We start from the raw sequence: 20,257 nt of genomic DNA, 5'->3' as shown, positions 1-20,257 counted from the left end.
CCTCCTTCTAAATCAATGAACATCCACCCAAATCAGACACTTGTCATCCTCACTGTCCTCATCAGAACCAGGTGCAAACAGCTCGTCCCATGAACTGCTCTGCAGCGTCTTCTCGTGTCGAAGAATATTGGCAATGCGCTCCATAGCCTCTTCCACGCTGTTGCCTGCCGTTTCCATTAACCCATCCGTATACATTGCAATTCGAGCACGTGAGTCGCATTTCACTTCTTTGGTCTCTACTTCAAGCTCTGGGAACATGCCTACTGGATATCCGGTAGATTCCAAGGTTATGAGCTCACCATCCTCCATCATGACAACGCCAGGAGGGTGTCCTGCGTTCGCATACTGGATGCATCCCTTGTTCGTATCAACAACCACATATAATGCCGTCATATAATAGAGCATTAAATTCCCGTTCATATGAAGCTGATGGAATTTCGTATTCAATCGCTTAAGCACAAGATCCGGCTGTTCGATCTGCATGACGGCGTCCCGAAGAACGGAAGCAATGAACATACACAGCAGCGCAGAGGATACGCCGTGCCCCATAACATCGATTATAATAATTCCATATCTGCCTTGGCCCAGCGGGAACCAAGCATACAGATCTCCCGCCAGCTCCTCAGAAGGCTGATATAGTGCGTTGATCGTAATATGTTCATCTTGATAAGGCTCTGTCAACACAGAGCTCTGCACCTTCGCGGCCAAGCTTAATTCATCGCGAATATGGCGATCACGTTCCTTATGCCAATCCTTCTCTCGCTTCAAGCGCAGCGCTAGCCGAATTCGAGCCAGCAGCTCCACCCTGTTAATCGGCTTCGTGACGTAATCAACCGCACCCGCATCCAATGCCTCTGCGAGCATATTGGAATCCCCAATCGCCGTTACGATAATAATCGGAATGTCCCGAAGCTCAGAGTATTGTTGGATCGTGCTGCAAGCTTCCAGTCCATCAATCTCCGGCATCATCATATCCAATAAAATAAGATCAATATCCGGTACATACATAGGCCCAAGAGGCCCATCCATCCCAAGAACTTGATACATCTCATGGGCTGATGAAGCAGTCTGCACTCCGTCATAGCCAGCTTTACGAAGGATTTCCCGAATGAGCATGACATTCGTCGGATTGTCATCAACGACGAGAACGTTCATCATACTCTCCTCCCCTCATCGATTATGATATAGTTCGTGCCTTTTCGACATAGCCCCCCATAATTCCCAACTACCACTATACCGGAAAAGGCCAAAGAAGATCATCTCTTTTTGTTACTTGCCTGTGAAAAAAAACGAGAGCCGGTTAACCAAACTGTTAACCGGCTCTCCCGCACTATGCGCGCTGTCTCCACAATTGCCACAGCTTCGTCCCAATATCGACCCATTCCTTCCAATCCTGCTGTTGGCTAGCTGTGGAATGGGAATGGCCTTGTCCCTGCGGTGATTGTTCACGCTCTTGCTTATGCTCGGCTTCACCCAGTGGCTCCTGTGTTATCACAGCAGTATCCGCCTGCAGCGGTGCTGGTACAGGCGCAGACGCTGCTGTCTGATGCTCCTTAGACACTCGTCTATCAGGGGCGGGCTTACGTTCAAATCGCCCTGCGGCTCGACGTACCCCCTTAACCAGTCCTACTGATACCTGCTTCGCAGCGATTGAGATCTCGTTCAAGGCTTCACCGGCATGTTGAACAGAGTCCATCACTGGCTCCATTTTCTTTAATTGCTCAGACAGCTCTAGAGAGAGTTCATTTGCATTTTTGGCGACACCTTGCAAGTCGCCACTCAATAAATTCACGGTCTGCTGTACTTGCTCAAGGGTATCGGCAGCCCGCTCCAGAGAGCGTTTGGCTGACAGCAGTGTTTGAATCAGATAGAACACCAGCACCGCAAACGCTGCTGCTGCGAGTAATGCACTAATTTCCAATAACATAGATGAATACCGCCTTTCTCCGCATTCCCAAGCATAACACAATTTTCCGTATACCAATTATGAATAAATACCCTGAAAGCAGAACTGTGAAACAAAAATACCCAATTGTTTAGCTGTCCTCCAGCTGTGGTAATCATCATGCAAGCCACGACAATCGAGCAGCATAGACAATCTACTCGGCCCAATCCTATCTTCGTAAAATTATAACAAGGAGGAACTGCTTATGCTTACATGGTCAGCTATATTTTTAGTAATCGCTGTAATTGCAGGTGTGTTTGGTTTTTTTGGGGTCGTCGCAGCAGCAGCATCCATCGCCAAAGTACTGTTCTTTATCTTCCTCGTTCTGTTCATCATCTCCCTTGTGACGGGAAGACGAGTGTCATAATCGCCATATCACTCTATGCAGTATACTAGAATGACAAAAAGGCTCGTCCATATGACGAGCCTTTTGTAATGCTTAACTTTTCATATCGATATTCAACTACGATTCTTCCCCGGAAGGTGAACGGCTCTCACCACGGAGAAATGCTTCCTTGTCCCACTGTCTTAGCCAACGAGAGGATAATACGCCCGCCAGCATGGATCCATTTACATTTAGCGCGGTGCGCCCCATATCAATTAGGGGCTCTACAGAAATTAACAGTCCCGCCAAGCCAACCGGCAAATTCATCGAGGACAGCACAATTAGTGCGGCAAATGTAGCTCCTCCTCCAACACCCGCAACACCGAAGGAACTGATCGCAACAACTGCTATGAGCTGCAGAATAAACCATGGATCGAGCGGATTCATTCCCACAGTAGGTGCAATCATAACGGCCAGCATGGCAGGATATATGCCTGCACATCCATTCTGCCCCATTGAAGCGCCGAACGACGCACTAAAATTCGCAAAACTCTCCGGTACTCCAAGTTTATCCCGCTGTGTCTCCACATTGATCGGAATAGAACCTGCACTTGTACGTGACGTAAAGGCAAATACCAAGGCAGGAGTTGCGAGCTTCACGTATCGTGCAGGCGATATCCCCGATAACCCAAGAAGCAGCAGGTGAATGATAAACATGACAATCAGTGCAACGTAAGAAGCAATTACGAATCGGCCCAACTTCCATATCTCCGCTGGTGCTGTCGTAGACACAACGCGAATCATCAACGCAAGAACACCATACGGCGTTAATCGAAGCACCAATGTCACCATCCGCATAACAACCGCGTGTAGCGAATCAATGATAGAGGTGAACGTTCGCCCATGCTCAGGCTTCTTCCTAGCCACACCTAATGCTGCAATTCCAACAAAGGCAGAGAAAATAACAACTGCAATGGTAGAAGTTCTTCTTCCCTCTGTCATATCGAGAAATGGATTCGTAGGTATGAACTCCAGTACCTGCTGCGGGATCGTCATATCACGCACTTCTCCGACCTGTTCACTCAAGTGCTGCCCACGTTCTGTCTCTTGTTGTCCCGCCTCCATATTTACAGCGGACAAATTGAAGGCCAGCGCAGATGCGATGCCGACAGCAGCTGCAACGGCAGTCGTCGCGATCAGGATGCTTATAATCACTGCACTCATCCTGCCAACACCCGTTCTCGTCGTCACATGCAAGATCGCGGAAATGATAGATACGATAATCAGCGGAATGACGACCATATGCAGCAGACGTACATAGCCACCACCCACGATATACACCCAATCGTTGAGCACACGTACAATATCATGCCCAGCTCCATATAGCTGCTGGAGAAGCGCTCCATATACAATCCCTAAGCCGAGCCCAGCAAATACCCGCTTCGTAAAGGACACATGCCTCTTCTGCATGACATACAGCATATAGAGAAGTCCAAGCACAACAACAGCATGAACGATCAACCACCAACCGTTGCTCACGGTCATTTCACTCCTTGGTCGCAGGAGGCGCGGACATTCTCATGTCCATAATTCCATCCAGCATCATGTGATGCTATTATTACTCCCCAACTTGTGATATTTCATCCAGATTGAGGTTGACTTGCTGACAGATGTGAATGAAATGAAGCAACTCTTCATCCGGAATTCCTTCGAAGAAGCGTGAGAACACAATCTCACGCTGGATTTCCACCGCCTTGACCTTCTCATGCCCGGCTTCTGTAAGCTCCAAATAATTAATGCGACGATCAAGTGCATCTCGATTGCGTGTAACATATTGCAGCAAGGTGAGCTTATCGGTTATGCCCGTCACGGCTCCCGGTGTCAAGCGAAGCTCCTTTGCTACATCTGTTACTTTCATTGCCCCATTGCGAAATAGAAGATTCAGTACTGCAAATTGAGTCATATTCACATTGAGGTTATGCAGTTCCAAATGCCGATCCCATTGGGTGCGCATCCCACGCAACATAGAGCGGAAATTCATCTGCAATTGGAGCAGTTGTTCACGATTAGGCAAACTGTCACGTCCTTTTCTATCGTCCTATCTAACACACCAATCCTAACATGAACCTAGCAATCGGCAACAAATAGGCTATCTTACTCCGTACTAAAGTTTCAGCCCAAAGCGGAACTTCCAGCCATCTTCTAAGAACTTCACTTCTTTTACTTTAACCAAATGCGGCAGCTCTGACGATAGGGAAAATTCCTTCGTCTGCAATGACAGCCATGAGAGAGGGATTGAAATGTCCTTCACGCGGGCATCAGTCGGCACTACACGTACTGATTGACTGCTATCATCCCACTCTAATTGGAATGTAATCTTGAGCTCTGCTTGAACATAAGAGATAGGCTCCAATTGAATCGTTGCTTCCAATTCATTGTTCGCAAGCTCTGTCTTCATCCCACTAATATTCCACTTTTCCTTCAACGAGCGATAAGGTTCTGTCTCCTGCATATGCTTGGATACCAGTCCATTAATCTCTTCTTCGCTAAATTGTATCGTAAGAGAACGATTGTGTACGATTTGCTCCAAACGTTCTGACAAGGACACATCCACTTGAGGAGGCCAGCCTAATACCGTAGTCGGTTGAATGTAAAAATACGCCGCTCCAGCAAGCAGAATAAACAATACGATGACCGTCAACAATCCACGGCGCAGCCATTTCCACAATGTCTTCACTCTTATCATTCCTTCCAAAATATTGTTTCACTACCATGTAAACCGGTTACATACTAAACAAGGCGGGGGAACATTCCTTATGTCACCTATAAATGATACCTTCATGTCCTCATCGTAAACTTTAATATCCTAGAGAAAGCCTCACATAAAGTTGGTATCTGACAACAAGTCCAGTAACCAGTAATCGGAATGTTCACCTTAGCAGTAAACCATACCATTGTATAACCATGAGAGAGGAGAATTCAATAATGAAGAAATTAGTGGCAGTGATGGCTATGACTTTAACGTTCAGTACGATAGCTGCAACAGGAGCATTTGCAGCACAAGCAGCAGATACAACTGGAGTTGTTACGACAGAAATCGTGTCGATAGACCTGAAACAAAACACGACTCTCTATGATTCGATCAGCGGTAAAAAAGTAGGCCTCTTGGAGCCCCAGGTGATTTCAATTGAAGCAGCATCGAAGGATGAGCACGATACGACTTGGTATCGGGTGTTTACATGGATGGGAACAGCGTGGATGAAAGACCCGAATGCCTACTCCAAACTCGTTGCAATCGGCCCCAATACAACCATATATAACATGCCCAACGGCAAGCAGACGGGCAATCTTGCAGCGCAGACACTTCCTATTATCAATGAGCAAATTGATGAGTCCGGATTTACCTGGTATCAGATCAATAGTTATCAAGGCAAAGCATGGATACTAAATCCAGAACAAAGCCAGCGTGTCAAGTTAACAGCAACAACTCCACTCTACCAAGCCATTGATGGCAAGAAGGTTGGAGAATTGAAGCCGCAGACGGTAACCGTGCGTACAGTGAAATATGATGCAAAAGGAAAGCGCTGGGCGAATATCCCGACTTGGAAGGGAAACCTGTGGATCAGATGGTAATCTGCAGCTCCTGCTAAGTGAATACTCAAATTTACAGGTATTGACATAAATAATTGTTGTGAATATAATAGTCGTAGCAACTATCTAGGACGACGAAGAGACATAACCATTGTATTGTATCCATACATAACGGTTATGTCTCTTTTTACCCAATTAGTTGCTATGACTACTATTGTCAAGGCAATTATAACTTTTGAACGGAGGTGTGTTGGAATTCGTTCTGCAGACACCGGAATTTTTCAAGTTCCGTATCGGGCGTTGACAATCGGCATCATACTCATTTTATCTACTGTCGCCTTCGAGGGTCTCGCCATTACTACCATAGCTCCCACACTCGCACACAGTCTGCAAGGCATCCATTTGTACGGCTGGATCTTTAGTACCTTCTTATTATTTCAACTTATCGGTTCCATGGTTATCGGCAAACAAATTGATCGGCATGGCGTAATTACATCCGTTCTCGTCTCTTTCTCTATCTTTGTCATTGGCATCATCATAGCTGCTCTCTCCTTCCATATGTATATGCTCATTGCAGGAAGAGCATTGCAGGGTTTTGGTGCTGGCTCCCTCGTCACCTGTGTCTATTACATTGTAACGGTTCGATACCCGGATTCGCTGCGCACCTCTATATTGGCAGCTTTCTCAGCCGCTTATGTTCTTCCTGCATTAATCGGACCTTATGTCGCAGGCCTCATCTCGATCTATTTATCGTGGCGATTCGTGTTTTGGCTCGTGCTCCCTCTTATCGTGCTCGCTCTCTGTATGACACTGCCTTCTTTCCGGAGCATACAGAAATCAAACAGTTCCGAGATCAGGGGCGGGCGCAAAGAGTTATACGCAATACTGCTCGCTATCGGAACAGGATTGCTGCTGACCGGGTTAGGCCGAATTACGGATTGGTTAGGCGTAGTGCTCACCGGAATTGGGATTGCCATTATGGTACATCCGCTCCGTCGTCTGCTGCCTCAGGGAACATTCACGGTAACGCGTGGTCTCCCTGCCATAATCGTAACCCGAGCACTCTACATCGCCTGCTATTTCGCAACGGAGAGCTATGTCGTGCTCGGATTAACGAAGGTGAGAGGAATAACTGAGGATCTCGCGGGTCTAATCGTAGCAGCTGGGGCATTAAGTTGGTCTGGCGCCGCATGGGTGCAAGCTCGCCTTGACCGACGGGACCTAGGCGAAGGCCGACAGAGGAGAATTCGGGTTGGCTTATGCATCATGATTGTGGGTGTCTCGCTTGTGCTCACTTCCATTGGACTGTCAGGCGGCGGCGTTGCTCTCGCCTTGATCTCGCAGGTCATTACCGGATTTGGAGTCGGGCTAGCCACCCCAACAATTGGGGCAGTTGCTCTGCAGCTGGCTGAGGAAGGCAAGGAGGGCGAGGTATCCGCCACACTCCAATTCATCGATTCATTCAGCATAGCTGTAAGCATAGGGATAAGTGGGGCCCTTGTAGCTCTAAGTGAAAGCCTGCAATTGGGAATCTTCACGGGTGTCATGATGGCATTGGTTCTACAACTCTGCTTCGTTGTTCTCAGTTTCGTTACGTCTTTCCGCATTACGATGAAAGCCCACAGCATTGTACAGTCACATTCATCAATGTAGTATCCATTATTGGAGGTGGACGATTTGGCACGTGCATTGGTTGTCATTACTCCTGCTGAAGGACATGTGAATCCATCGTTAGGTTTGGTTCAGCAGCTCGTAAAGTGTGGTGAGGAAGTCACTTATGTGTGCACCGAGGAATATCGCAAACGGATTGAAGCAACAGGTGCAAAGGTCATTACTTACACGTACGCCCGGGGATCATTTGCGGATGATCCGATATTGAAGCCGAAAGTTTACAAGCATCCTTACCAATTTATTCATTTCATCCTGCGCGGCATGATTGAACCTATCATTCCAGAGGTTCTTGCTCTCACTGAGCAGGGCTCTTACGACTATTTGATTTATGATTACTTATTAGGCGGCTGGGGCGGACAAATGATAGCAGAGCGTCTTGGTATCCCTGCTGTATGCTCCATCACTTCGTTCGTATTCGTGAAACCGCTCGGAGCAGAACAACTGATGACCGAGCAGGAGGAGCAGGAAATTCAGGCAATCTATGATTCCTCGATGGAGATCGCAAGGCAATTAGCGGATCGCTATCAACTATCCGCCCCTGACATGTCTGATATTTTCAACGCATATGGAGAGCTGAAGGTCGTGCATCTCAGCCGTGATTTACAGCCAAATGCAGAATTGCTGGACGACAGCTATGTGTTCACTGGCTCATCCATCGTACCGCGCATGGATGCCCCAACCTTTACATTGGATCGAAGTCAGCTTCCTCATGCACATACCGTCTATATCTCGCTAGGCAGCATTTTGAACAACAACATTGAATTTTACAAGCTATGCTTTGAGGCTTTTCGCAATGAATCCATTACATTCATTTTAGCCTGTGGCAAAGAGACAAATATGGAGCCGCTTGCTGACTTGATTCCAGACAATTTCATTATTGAACCCTACTTGCCGCAATTGGAAGTGCTGCAGCAAGTGGATGTCTTCATTACACATGCCGGCATGAACAGCACAAGTGAAGCCTTATACTACGATGTGCCGCTCGTCATGATTCCATTAACGTCCGATCAGCCTATGGTTGCAATGCAAGTGAAGAACCGGGGAGCTGGAGTTATCGTGGATCATCAAGGTCTCACGCCAGAAGTGCTGCGGAGCGCATTACTCGAAGTGCTGCATACCCCTTCCTATAAGCAGCAAGCCCATGCCATCGGCAAGTCTCTTCGCGAAGCAGGAGGATATGAACGGGCTGCCGAGATCGTCATGAGCGTTGTTGGGAAGGCAGCAGCACAGCCTTGAGGACACGGAAGTAACCCGGATTCGTCGCTCAATCGACAACTGTCCCGCTTCATTGACACGTTATTTGTCCTTACCTATAATGGTCATAACAACGATAGGGGTTGTTCAAAGCATGCGTATTTGAACAGCTATAATAACGATGTGAATGAATCTGGGGGTCCGCATTTGGAATTAGAAAAGTATATCGGAGTCATTGTTCATCGGGCAGATTTGAAGCTTACGAATTATTATCAGAAGGTTGTAAATCCTTTCGACATCACTGTCGACCAATGGGAGATCTTGGTGGTGTTGTGGGAGCAGGAAGGAATCACACAGAAGGAACTCGCTGAGCGGCTGCATAAAGACCAGACGAATGTAGCTCGCATGCTGTTCAAGCTCGAGAAAAAAGGCTTTATCTATCGAGTAACGCATGAGTCGGATCGCAGATCACTTCGTGTATACTTGACTGTCAAAGGCCGAGAAATCAAAGAAGACATTCTTGCCCCATCCATTGAAGCTTACCAGAAAACAATTGAGGGATTAACAGAGGAAGAAGTGGAAACGTTCCGCAGAATCTTGTCCATTATGCATAACAATGTTAAGGATCTATAACAGATTAGGCAGTATAAAAATCCCCTCGGAGTTCCGTAGCTGAATCATCGATATCTCACGATGTGCAGCTGCGGCCCGAGGGGATTTTCCCTATGCGTAGCTATATCAATGACTGTATTTCGTCCACTATTACAACTCCGGCGAACGGTCGAATATTCGGCGCACCTGTGAAACGAGCCAAATGACCGTAAATACGATCATAATATCGAAGCTCACATTGAACAGGAATAGATGCTTGCCCAAATCGGCTTCCCCATCGCCGACAAGTGGCACTGCGACGGAGATAATCGCTATCAAGGCTACGATGAGTGTGACATCCAGCATCTGGCGCTTATATTTATTCCGAATGTACTCCTTCAGCACGATGCCAATGTATAGTACAAAGAAGATGAAGAAGAAGGTAAAGTTCTTAGGAATTAGTTTCTTCTTGCCCTCACTCCAAGTACTGTAGGTATACGATAGTGCACCACGTGGCTCACCCAATTCCTTCTCATAGCTCCCTAGGTAATAAGGACGAATGAATGTCGCCTGCGCAGCGGCAGCCTCAAGCTTGTCAATGATCCGACCTGGATGACGCAAGTAGTAGCCAACAATGTCCATATGTCCAAGTCTGGAGTAAACATGCTCCGTAAGCTCAGGCGCATCCTGCTTAATCGGGACATCGGATTGAAAATAGTTCGTTCCAGCGAGAACCGCATATTTCTGAGGGATGCCTAGTGCATCCAAGTCCTCTGACACGTGAGGAGAATCTTTTAAAATTCCGAAAAAGATCGTCTGATATAAATTGATTTGTTTTAACTCTTTAGGCGCGAATACATAGATGAGCGCAGTTGTCGCGATCATGAAGGCTGCTCCCCCAGCTATTACCCGCTTCCAAGCTCGATCCGGCCGCTTTTTGTACAATCGAAGCCCATATAAAGCAAACACCAAGCCAACCGGCGCATTTTGAATCTTGGAGGCTGCCAATATAAACGCGCAGACAAACAATAGGACTAGCCAAGTGAGTGAAGGATGCTGCTGCCTTGCCAAAATAACCGCAATCGCCGTGGACAACAATAGAAACAGCAGGGAAACCGACTCACCGAAAAAGGAATGAAAATAACCGACATATCCAATATCGAAAAACATGAACAGCACACAGAGCGCTGCTGTGATTTGCAGCCACCGCTTGCCTGCACAAGCGTAGCGGACAATAACAAACAGTGTGCTTAATAGCAGCAATGAATATACAATGCCCATTGCCTGCATCGGGAAATAGGATGGATTGAGCACCCGTCCAAGCAGCCCTGCAATGAAGACAAACAACACCTGCGAAGACGCATAATTGACAGCAAATGGGCCGTAATCATATTTGGAATGACTAAATCCGAAATATTTGTCCTCATATGTAAACGTATCATTAAGCGGCGATATCCCCCCGCTCCGCACGATACGATCAAAGTCTCCGTTATCTGCTACTCCGATATAAGGCGAAGTAAACAAAATGCATGTTAAAATGATAGCACCGATTAGAACGGAACCCCAAGATACCCAATCTTTTCGTTTCATGCCAAGAATCACTCTCCTAACTAAAAAGAATAGCACTTCCCCGAGATGGGGAAGCGCCTCATTTCATTTATTGGCGTTCAGCACTGCGGTAGTTGTCATAGTCCTCTCCGTGTTGTCCGTCGCTCGCTCGCACCACACGGGAAGAAGGCTCAGATGCTGACGATGGTGCGGCGAAGGTAATCAGTCGATGGAGCACAAACGAAGTTACGGTGTAAGCACCCGCTTCGCATAACACAATCAGCGATTGCTGCCATGATTGCGGCAGCGAGCCTAACAGCCCCGTAACCAGCGCCGAGAATGCAGGATGAAGCAGCACGTAGGCTGCTGCATAACAGAGCAAGGAAATAACAAGGAACCGAATGAAGCTGCTGAGCTGCGCCCCCTCGTATTGGAACGTAAAGCGGCGATTGAGCACATAACTGCACAGCACCCCTATGGTGTTCCCGACAAATGTCGATGCGAAGTGATCCCATCCAGCAAGGTGCATCAGTGCATAAATAATCCCAAGTCCAATGCATGTGTTAATCACGCCGACAACCGCATAGCGGCTGAACAATCCCAGCCAGCCCTTCCTGGCCGCTTGCTCACGGCTCATCGGTTCACCTCTGCACGCTGGGCACCCGGCCAGGAAGGCTGCGCCTCATTCTGTGCCACGTATGCGTCAGACAGCACCGTCTCCACAATATAGGGTGGTCTGCGTTTTACTTCATTATATATCTTCCCGATGTACTCTCCGATCACACCTAACGCCAGCAGCTGAATGCTGCCGATGAACCATAGCGAGAACATCAATGAAGCCCAGCCGGACACGGTATGTCCTGTCAGCTTGGAAATAAGCGTGTAGCCTCCGGCAATAATACTCGCTCCCAGGCTGATGAAGCCAAGCATTGTAACAAAGCGCATAGGTTTGATGCTGAACGACGTAATGCCATCCCATGCAAAAGACAGCATCTTGCGAAGCGGATACTTCGATTCACCTGCAACACGCTCCATACGGTCATAGGCAACTGTTGTAGAACGGAATCCTATCAGCGGTACGATTCCTCGCAAGAACAAGTTCACTTCATGGAATTCGCTCAAGTGTTCTACAGCCCTCCGGCTCATAAGGCGATAATCTGCATGGTTGTATACCAATGGGATACCCATCTTGCGCATCACTTTATAGAAGGATTCAGCACTCCAGCGCTTGAACCATGTATCTGTTGCTCTGCTGTTGCGAACACCGTATACGACCTCGTATCCCTCATGAAACTTGCGCACGAATTCTCGAATGGCTCCGGTATCGTCTTGAAGATCGGCGTCTAGCGACACGATGCAGTCCGCATGCTCCTTCGCGTACATAAGTCCGGCTAACAGCGCCTTCTGATGGCCGGCATTGCGAGCAAGCTTCAATCCGCAAATAACAGGGTGAGCGGCGCGGGCCTTCTCGATCTGCTGCCACGTTCCATCTCGGCTCCCATCATCTACAAGCACGATACGGCTGTCGGCTGATACGAGCTGATCCCGTTCGAGTCCCTTCAGCAATTCGATGAGTACGGGTGTCGTAATTGGCAAGGCCTCCTCCTCGTTATAACAAGGAATGACCATATAAAGAATCGGTAATGTCATCGTAGTACCCCTTTTACATTGAAAATACGACATATTTCCACATACAGCTGATTTCCATTATATCCTATATCATGAAATATGCATAACCAAAATGATAACTTGGCTCATCTATTATAGCGAAAGACAAAACCGCCTGCCGAACGCTCAAAGCGAACAGCAGGCGGTTTTAGACGAAAATCGTGATAAAGGGACGTGAATTCTCCGTTTCATGCCGACAAATCAACTTTATTCTGTGATTGCTGCTAGGACGGCTTCATGAAATTGGCGTCGCAGTTCTGATATACTCTTATCCCGTCCATAATGCACGCGATTGGTAAGCAGCACCACTACGATACCCCTTTCAGGATCGATCCATATGCTTGTACCCGTAAAGCCTGTATGACCGAAGCTGGAGGCTGACCATCCTGTTCCAGCAAAATCAGCGGTATCTCCTTGCAGCACCCAACCGAGTCCTCGCTTTGCATTGGGTATATTGGAAGTCTGACAACGGAGCGCCTCTTGAATGACACGGTTAGACAGCAAATTGCCCTCCGCTCCATCCTGCTCAGCCTTGTTTACCCACAAGCGGGCATAGTGCGCCAGATCGCGTGCCGAAGCGAACAGCCCTGCGTTTCCGGCGACGCCGCCCATCGCAGCTGCATTCTCATCATGAACCCGTCCCCAGCAATGCTCCTCTAGCCGCGAATCATATTCCGTAGCCGCTATTCGTGAACGAGCCTCCTGTGGGGGATTGAAGCCGCTGTCCACCATGCCGAGCGGCTTCAACAGCATTCGTTCCACCGCTGAAGCCAGTGACTCTCCGCATACGCGCTCTATAAGTCTACCGAGCACAATATAGCCGAGACAACTATACTGACAGCCTGCTCCCGGTGGATACTCTACTTCCATTTGATCCAGATGGCGAGCAATCTCATCAGGTGACCACCCATGTGAATACAAATCCCGATGAGGAGGCAGGCCTGAAGTATGTGCGAGCAACTGGCGAATCGTAATCGAATCTTTTCCATTGCCGCTGAACTCGGGCATGTGCATGGCCACAGGATCATCCAAGTTAAGCTTATCTGACTCAACCAGCATCAATAGTAACGGGAGTGTCACGACAATCTTCGTCAAGGAAGCACAATCGTATATGGTATCAATCGTGACTGGTATCCTATGCTTATCTGTATCCACTGCATGGCCCCTAGCATACTCGAACGCATGACCACCGTACCAAATAAGCGAGACGGCCCCTGGAATATCTCCACTCGTTATTGCATCATCAATCAGCGCGCAAGCATCCTGAAACTGTGCGTTGTTCGCAGCAAGACGACCTTCCGGCATCGCCCAATCCCCCCCACAGCATTGTGATGAATCTTAGAACGCAATCGTAAGTCCTATTGCCGAGAAATTCTCATCTACTTCATAGCAATCATAGCTATGGATTGGATTATGGCATGGCCAGCTTGCCCATAATGGTTGGACGCACAGCTCCGGTAACACGAGGCAAATTATTCGGAATCCCGTGTATAAAATCATTTGCAAGCAGGGCGAATGCGATCGCTTCCTTCGCATCTCCCGGCAATCCCATCACATCAGAGGCTGTCACCTTCTGTTCCGGCAGCTCTTCCGCAAGCCAGCGCATCAGTGTTGCATTGCGTGCTCCCCCTCCGCTGACAATAACATCTCGTATGCGGTGTTGAGGAAATACAAACTGCCGATAGGCATCCGCAATCGTGCGGGCCGTCAATGCGGTGAATGTCGCAACGATATCCTCAGCCGACAGCCCCAGCATTCTGCCATGCTCGATCCAATGCAGCGCATAATCCGTACCGAACATCTCACGTCCAGTCGTCTTCACTGGCGGCTCGGCGTAGTATGGATGTGCAAGCAATTCATCCAGCAGCTCGGTATTCACCTGGCCGCGTGACGCCCATTCCCCATTGCGGTCATACCCAAATGCCCCGCCCGATAATTGATAGATGGCTTGATCGATCAGCATATTGCCGGGACCCGTATCGAAGGCAGTCACCGTGCTCTGATCCCCGCCAGCAGGAAGAATCGTACAATTGCCAATTCCGCCAATGTTCTGCGCAATTCTGCCCACTTCCGAGTCTCGCAGCAACAGATAGTCCGCATACGGCGTTAATGGTGCTCCCTGTCCGCCAACTGCCATATCCGCCGGCCGATAATCTCCGATAACGGGGACACCCGTATGCTTGGCAATGATTGAGATATCCCCAATTTGTAGAGTGGAAGGAACCGCACATCGATCTGCCCTATCTACGACAGGCTGGTGCCAGATTGTCTGGCCGTGTGAGCTGATGAAATCGACGTCCTCCATCGAGATTCCAGCATTGCTTGCCGCCTCGCGCGCCGCCTGTGCCAGCATTTCCCCCATATAGGCATTCATGATACATATTTCTTCTGTACTCGTTCCGCCTCTTGTACACAATCTTTTCAGTCGCTCTCGAAGCTCATCATCATATTCCTTGCAATGAAAGGCGATCATATCTGCCCGAGACTCTACTCCCGCCCCCTGAATGGAAACGACTGCGGCGTCAATCCCATCGAGTGAAGTACCTGACATTAGTCCGATGATAATATGTTCCGATTTTACAGCTAATGATCGTGTGCGCAACCTTTCTCCTCCTTAGAAACTCCAATTCTCTACATGATATGTAAACGCCTTCATGAATAATTGCTGCTGAATCCATTAAGCCCTATTTTTTGCGAGAACATGTCATTTTTGTCCTCTATTCTTATTATACGCTTCTGAAATTTTATTTCAATTTATGATATAATAATAGAATTATCATTCCACATGAATCTCATAGGGATGGGCTCACGCAGATCGAAAAGAGCCATGTTGAAGAGTAATTTCAACAATTATTAAAACATTCTGCTTCAGTTCGTACATTTCTCATGTAACCAATTGCACCTCGTAACACAATTGACACATTGTATTTCTGATCCTGACAGATTATAATCTATCCAAATCAATCCAAGAGATTTTCATCACACTAAGGAGCTGATTGTATGAATTTCCCTTCTCTTCAGGATATTGAGTCCCTTGAGAGAGACGAACAAATTGATACCATAAAGAAGCTGCGTCTAAGCAATCGTATTCATGAAATGGCAGAAGGCTTCGGGTTCAAGAGCTCTTCGATGTATTACAATTGGTTGAAGAAGCTACAAATTTATGAGGATCTATGCGGGAAAAAAAGTGTATTCAATCCGATTATGCCTCGATCATCCAACGAGTCGCTGCTTGCAAACGCAAGCTATACGCTCCGAGATGAAACGGGTAGCTTCTCTCCGGCTTCTCACCAAGTTGTACTATCCCAAGAAGAGATGAAGTTCAAGTATGACTTAGCAGCTTCAGGATCACAGGCTGCTGCCTTGCTGCGCAAGATTGCAGCCTACATCGAAGATGAGGAGTGCGAGTTCAACATTACCCTCTGTATCGAAAAATGATGGCTGCAACGCAAAAAGAACTGGACGCGTCTATCTGCGCAGCCAGTTCTTTTGTGTTTATCCTATATACCTCTAATTCTACGATAGTCCCAATTGTTCGAAGGAGCGGCACATATCCTGACTGAGCAGTTCAGGATCTTCAAGTCCTGCGTACAGCCGTACGAGGACAAGCTCTTCTCCCTCTTGCCCTGCTAGTGGACGAACAACCTGCACTAAGCTCTCATAGCCACCCCAGCTGACCCCGATTCGGAACATTTGCAGCCGATCTGCCCATGTCAGCACCTGCTCAAGCGGAAGCGCCATCTCGAAGGAGAACAAGCTCCCGTACCCACTCATTTGCTGCTTCGCCAACTCATGCTGCGGATAAGTAATCAGTCCGGGATGATTTACTCGTGCAATGTACGGAAGCTCATCCAAATACGCAGCCACAGCAAGACCATTCTGCTGCAGCCGCTCCATACGCAGTGGGAGCGTGCGCAGTCCGCGCATCGCAAGACATGCTGTCTGCGGCGTCATGATTCCGCCGTATAACAGAAATTCTTGGCGTCCGATTTCTTGCAGCCGTTCATGTGAACCGATAATAACCCCAGCCATAATATCACTATGTCCGCCAATATATTTCGTCAAGGAATGAACCACCAAGTCAATACCGAGTTCCAGCGGATTCTGGAATATCGGAGTCGCCCACGTATTATCAATGATCGTTGTCGCTCCGATTCGCTTGGCGAGCTCTGCACATGCACGCAGATCCTGAAGTCGAATCGTCATGCTTGTCGGGCTCTCGAGATATAACATCGAAGTATTCGGCCGAACAGCGGCTTCTATACTCTCAATCGATTCCCCATTCACGAATGTCGTCTCAATCCCGAAGCGGTGCAGGTAATTGCCAAGCATTTCACGAGTCGGCCCATAGACATGATCCACACAGATGACGTGATCACCGGCCTTCACCGCTGACATAATGGCCGCAGAGATCGCCGCCATTCCTGAAGCGAAGCAGCGTGCTGCTTCCCCTCCCTCCAGCAGAGCCAACCGACGCTCTAATTCATTGACGCTCGGATTGTTGCCCCGCGAGTAGAGATGGTGCTCTAGCGGAGAATCCAATGCCTCATAAAATTCCTTATGGCATGAAAAGGTAAACAGACTGTTCTGATACATCGGCATTGTAACTGCTCCGAAATGCCGTTCATCGTGACAATCATGCACGACTACTGTTTGCTTGTCCCACTTCTTGTCTGAAGACAGGCCTTGTCTCTCGGTTGACATGATCTTATCGTTCCCTTCGCGGCAATAATGACTACATTTATATTGCACCATACTGAGGCATGCCAGCCCTATCTGACACCGTGTATGGACATTGCTACATATGAATCCCCTAGTACTATGACTTTCTACTACCCATGTATTTTCCTTCCCGCTCGCATGGTCAGTTCTTATTGCAGCCCGTCGCAGCCGCGCGTCTACGGTAAATCTGGTAGCTTTTGCGAAGCAGTTCAAGCAGCCACCCCGGAACCGGCACTCCCCACTTCAGACCCAACGGTTTGTACAACAACCGATATGCCCGCTTGAAGTCTCCCCACATGCGGTCAGGCTGCGGGATCAGAAAATCGGATACATCCACGACATACCCTTTGCCACAATCATTGGTGACATTTTTGCCATGGATATCTCTTGGGGTCAACCCTCGTGCGGATGCATACTCCAGCGCTTCATCAATATCGTCCAATACCGATTGTGGTATCGATACCCCATGCCGGAGGCAGTGATACAGCGTTACCCCAGGTAGCCGCTTCAATATCAAATATCCTTGCCCGACGTAATAACATTCCGAATAGGCAGGATGCTTGCCCAGACGTCGATATACTTCCGCTTCGTCGTCCAACCCCTTCCTACCTGCTGCATACACTTTTACGGCAACAGAGGCATATTGCTTATGGCTGAAGACGACCGCATAATTCCCTGCGCCAATAACCTCCCAATCCACCGGTGTATTGGACACTTGAACGGGGTCGTCCCCATTCAGACTGCGAATGTCTGCTGCAGGCAGCAGAACAAGCTCAATCTGCTCTTTTAGCGACTGAAGCTGCTCTGGATTAAGCATCAATACCCATTTCTCCTTCTAATCATTGACCATGTGCGACCCAAGCGAAACGCATTTCTCCCCTTAATATACCATATCGCCGGTCTTCGAGCGCTACCATCAGATGCCCCAGATCCAAAAAATGAGAGCCTCTTTTTGCAATCTAATTGGGAGCAGCCAAGGAATACATCAGGGTATGGTCACGCAAAAAAAGGATAGGGACTCAGATATAAATCTGAGCCTCTATCCTTCCTCATGTAAATGATAAAATCCATCAAGGATTCAAGTACTTATTTGGCAATGCATTCATACCGCTTCGAGGTGTGATCTTCATTCAGTTCACGCACGATACCGTTCTTAACAAAATATTTCAAGCTGCAATATACCGTAGAGAGTGAAATGCGCTTCGTGGTCGCACGCATTCCAATATAAATTTCAATCGCGGTTGCGGGGGACTTGGCTTGATTAACGAACGATAAGACCGCTTCTCTCTGCTGTGTTAAATGTACGGGTTCTCGCTTACTGTCAGATTGTACGAATGAGATCATCGAATTGCGATTCATGGGGGTCCCTACCTTTCTTATCGTTGTCTTCGTCGTTACTTAAGAGCATGTTATGAGTTCATATGTTGTGTGTGCGCACTTACGTCAATCCCAAGGCCAGCCGCAATTCGGGCACCATAGCCCGCATCGGCACGGAAGAAGTTGCACAATGCGCGCATTTGAACCTCAGGTCTAACCTGCTTGAGGTCGTTCACCAAGTTCGCAATCAATCGCGATTGCTCCTCTGGGGTTAAGGTGCGATACTTATCGCCAGCCTGCCCGAAGTCATTCGTCTTGCTAATCGTACGCCGCATCGTCGTGCCGTCGAGGAGCATTTCGCTCTCTGCGTATTGCCCTCCAGCTTCAACATATGCGCCGGGATGGCTGTTCGGTTCATAGTTAATTGGAGACGGATCCTGATTCACATTCATGGCTCCATCGCGCTGATGGTTCCGAACTTGGGCAAACGGGCAATTGACTGGTATTTGCAAATAGTTTGTCCCTAGACGGTGGCGCTGTGTATCCGGATAAGAGAACAAGCGGCCTTGCAGCAGCTTATCTTCCGATGGCTCAATGCCAGGTACCAGTACGCTTGGCGAGAAGGCAGACTGTTCTACGCTCGCGAAGAAGTTCGCCGGGTTCTCGTTCAATGTCATCCGTCCTACCTTCATCATCGGCACTAGCTCTTCCGGCCATACCTTCGTAGGATCAAGCGGATCGAAATCAAAATCATCCCCTTGCGATGGCTCCATCATTTGCACATACAAGTCCCATTCTGGGAAGTCTTCTGCTTCGATCGATTCATACAAGTCACGAGTAGCGTGGTTGAAATCCTTCGCTTGAATATGTTCCGCTTCTTCAGCAGTCAGGCTGCGCACACCTTGAAGTGATTTCCACGTATATTTCACATAGACAACCTTGCCTTCCTCATTCACCCATTTGAAGGCGTGTACGCTAAATCCGTCCATTTCTCGATAATTCGCCGGGATACCCAGGTCTGAGAATAACCATGTCAACATATTGGTCGATTCAGGAGACAGCGACATGAAGTCCCAGTAATGATCTGGTGTCTGGATATTCGTATGTGGAGCCGGCTTCAGGGAGTGCACCATATCCGGGAACTTAATCGCATCCCGAATAAAGAACACAGGCAGGTTATTGCCTACTAAGTCATAATTGCCTTCGGTTGTATAGAACTTCACAGCGAATCCGCGTGGATCGCGAAGCGTCTCAGGAGATGTCCCTCCATGGATGACCGTAGAGAAACGCACGAATACCTTCGTCTCAATGGAAGGATCCTGCAAGAAGGCTGCCTTTGTATATTTAGACATGCTTTGATACGGACGAAACACACCGAACGCCCCTGCACCGCGAGCATGGACGACACGCTCAGGAATACGTTCTCGATCGAAATGCGCAAGCTTCTCAATGAGATGGTAATCCTCCAACAACACTGGACCGCGCTGTCCAGCTGTTTTCGAGTTTTGATTATCAGCTACTGGGGCGCCTTGATTTGTTGTCAGTTTCGTCGGGTTACTCAATAATATCGCCTCCGCATGTTTTTATTTTATGTTTTAAATAATAATTATTATTATTAAGTGTGTTATTAATTTAGCACACTGAGATGCATTTATCAATAATAATTATAATCTAATACTTAATTT

20 protein-coding genes are annotated in these 20,257 nt (G+C 48.1%); 6 read left to right on the top strand and 14 right to left on the bottom strand.

Annotated features, from left to right (window positions below; genetic code table 11):
• Nucleotides 1-12: 12 nt before the first annotated feature.
• Together BP95_RS0109475 and BP95_RS0109470 are read right to left on the bottom strand one after the other, a co-directional pair.
• Nucleotides 13-1,155: a SpoIIE family protein phosphatase gene (locus BP95_RS0109475; RefSeq protein WP_028532004.1), complete on the bottom strand. Its 1,143-nt coding sequence runs from the start codon at nt 1,153-1,155 to the stop codon at nt 13-15.
• A 175-nt stretch (nt 1,156-1,330) separates the two neighbouring features.
• Entirely contained in the window at nt 1,331-1,927 is a 597-nt protein-coding gene (locus tag BP95_RS0109470; RefSeq protein ID WP_021255306.1) for a DUF948 domain-containing protein, read from the bottom strand.
• Nucleotides 1,928-2,150: 223 nt separating this feature from the next.
• Here BP95_RS0109470 and BP95_RS32345 point away from each other — a divergent pair, with 223 nt between their 5' ends.
• Nucleotides 2,151-2,312 (top strand): DUF1328 domain-containing protein, encoded by a 162-nt coding sequence (locus BP95_RS32345; protein ID WP_021255307.1) that lies wholly within the window; start codon nt 2,151-2,153, stop codon nt 2,310-2,312.
• Between the two features lie 96 nt (nt 2,313-2,408).
• On the opposite strand, the gene BP95_RS29990 is transcribed toward BP95_RS32345, so the two are convergent.
• The 3 genes from BP95_RS29990 to BP95_RS0109450 form a co-directional block, all read right to left on the bottom strand.
• Nucleotides 2,409-3,752, bottom strand: a complete 1,344-nt coding sequence (locus BP95_RS29990) for an L-cystine transporter (RefSeq protein ID WP_419181936.1) — start codon at nt 3,750-3,752, stop codon at nt 2,409-2,411.
• Nucleotides 3,753-3,888: 136 nt separating this feature from the next.
• The gene (locus BP95_RS29985; protein ID WP_051614034.1) at nt 3,889-4,344 is read right to left on the bottom strand and encodes a MarR family winged helix-turn-helix transcriptional regulator; all 456 of its coding nucleotides are present in this window, start codon (nt 4,342-4,344) and stop codon (nt 3,889-3,891) included.
• 90 nt (nt 4,345-4,434) lie between these two features.
• A complete protein-coding gene (locus tag BP95_RS0109450; RefSeq protein WP_021255310.1) occupies nt 4,435-5,007 on the bottom strand; it encodes a hypothetical protein in 573 nt (190 codons plus the stop codon).
• A gap of 248 nt (nt 5,008-5,255) precedes the next feature.
• On the opposite strand from BP95_RS0109450, the gene BP95_RS0109445 reads away from it, so the two are divergent.
• The 4 genes from BP95_RS0109445 to BP95_RS0109430 all read left to right on the top strand — a co-directional run bounded on the left by BP95_RS0109445 (nt 5,256) and on the right by BP95_RS0109430 (nt 9,359).
• On the top strand, nt 5,256-5,903 hold the full coding sequence (locus tag BP95_RS0109445; protein ID WP_021255311.1) for a hypothetical protein: 648 nt from the start codon (nt 5,256-5,258) through the stop codon (nt 5,901-5,903).
• Nucleotides 5,904-6,017: 114 nt separating this feature from the next.
• The gene (locus BP95_RS29980) at nt 6,018-7,514 is read left to right on the top strand and encodes an MFS transporter (RefSeq protein ID WP_231515078.1); all 1,497 of its coding nucleotides are present in this window, start codon (nt 6,018-6,020) and stop codon (nt 7,512-7,514) included.
• 24 nt (nt 7,515-7,538) lie between these two features.
• Entirely contained in the window at nt 7,539-8,768 is a 1,230-nt protein-coding gene (locus tag BP95_RS0109435; protein ID WP_028532003.1) for a macrolide family glycosyltransferase, read from the top strand.
• A gap of 165 nt (nt 8,769-8,933) precedes the next feature.
• Nucleotides 8,934-9,359, top strand: coding sequence for a MarR family winged helix-turn-helix transcriptional regulator (locus BP95_RS0109430; RefSeq protein WP_028532002.1), 426 nt, complete (start codon nt 8,934-8,936; stop codon nt 9,357-9,359).
• Nucleotides 9,360-9,488: 129 nt separating this feature from the next.
• Here the strand turns inward: BP95_RS0109430 and wsfD are convergent, their stop codons facing one another.
• From wsfD to BP95_RS0109405, 5 genes are all read right to left on the bottom strand, one after another.
• Nucleotides 9,489-10,907 (bottom strand): glycan biosynthesis hexose transferase WsfD, encoded by a 1,419-nt coding sequence (gene wsfD / locus BP95_RS0109425; RefSeq protein WP_028532001.1) that lies wholly within the window; start codon nt 10,905-10,907, stop codon nt 9,489-9,491.
• Nucleotides 10,908-10,974: 67 nt separating this feature from the next.
• A complete protein-coding gene (locus tag BP95_RS0109420) occupies nt 10,975-11,502 on the bottom strand; it encodes a GtrA family protein (protein ID WP_028532000.1) in 528 nt (175 codons plus the stop codon).
• Nucleotides 11,499-12,515: a glycosyltransferase family 2 protein gene (locus tag BP95_RS0109415; RefSeq protein WP_021255317.1), complete on the bottom strand. Its 1,017-nt coding sequence runs from the start codon at nt 12,513-12,515 to the stop codon at nt 11,499-11,501. The genes BP95_RS0109420 and BP95_RS0109415 overlap by 4 nt, the downstream gene beginning before the upstream one ends.
• 225 nt (nt 12,516-12,740) lie before the next feature.
• Nucleotides 12,741-13,838: a serine hydrolase domain-containing protein gene (locus BP95_RS0109410; RefSeq protein WP_021255318.1), complete on the bottom strand. Its 1,098-nt coding sequence runs from the start codon at nt 13,836-13,838 to the stop codon at nt 12,741-12,743.
• 106 nt (nt 13,839-13,944) lie between these two features.
• On the bottom strand, nt 13,945-15,135 hold the full coding sequence (locus BP95_RS0109405; protein ID WP_021255319.1) for an anhydro-N-acetylmuramic acid kinase: 1,191 nt from the start codon (nt 15,133-15,135) through the stop codon (nt 13,945-13,947).
• 398 nt (nt 15,136-15,533) lie between these two features.
• Between BP95_RS0109405 and BP95_RS0109400 the strand changes: the two genes are divergently transcribed.
• Nucleotides 15,534-15,971: a hypothetical protein gene (locus BP95_RS0109400; RefSeq protein WP_021255320.1), complete on the top strand. Its 438-nt coding sequence runs from the start codon at nt 15,534-15,536 to the stop codon at nt 15,969-15,971.
• A 78-nt stretch (nt 15,972-16,049) separates the two neighbouring features.
• Here BP95_RS0109400 and BP95_RS0109395 read toward each other — a convergent pair whose 3' ends face one another.
• The 4 genes from BP95_RS0109395 to BP95_RS0109380 form a co-directional block, all read right to left on the bottom strand.
• Nucleotides 16,050-17,237, bottom strand: a complete 1,188-nt coding sequence (locus tag BP95_RS0109395) for a trans-sulfuration enzyme family protein (RefSeq protein ID WP_028531998.1) — start codon at nt 17,235-17,237, stop codon at nt 16,050-16,052.
• Nucleotides 17,238-17,397: 160 nt separating this feature from the next.
• Complete coding sequence (locus BP95_RS0109390) at nt 17,398-18,072, bottom strand: serine/threonine-protein kinase (protein ID WP_036666889.1); 675 nt, start codon at nt 18,070-18,072, stop codon at nt 17,398-17,400.
• A 269-nt stretch (nt 18,073-18,341) separates the two neighbouring features.
• Nucleotides 18,342-18,614: a transcriptional repressor gene (locus BP95_RS0109385; RefSeq protein ID WP_021255323.1), complete on the bottom strand. Its 273-nt coding sequence runs from the start codon at nt 18,612-18,614 to the stop codon at nt 18,342-18,344.
• Nucleotides 18,615-18,664: 50 nt separating this feature from the next.
• A complete protein-coding gene (locus tag BP95_RS0109380; RefSeq protein WP_028531996.1) occupies nt 18,665-20,134 on the bottom strand; it encodes a catalase in 1,470 nt (489 codons plus the stop codon).
• Nucleotides 20,135-20,257: the final 123 nt, after the last annotated feature.

The sequence above is a fragment of the Paenibacillus sp. UNC217MF genome, from assembly GCF_000686865.1.
GTDB classification, from domain to species: Bacteria; Bacillota; Bacilli; order Paenibacillales; family Paenibacillaceae; genus Paenibacillus_B; species Paenibacillus_B suaedae.
Note: the sequence above shows the minus strand (reverse complement) of the source record. Positions and strands in the feature narration are given on the sequence as shown.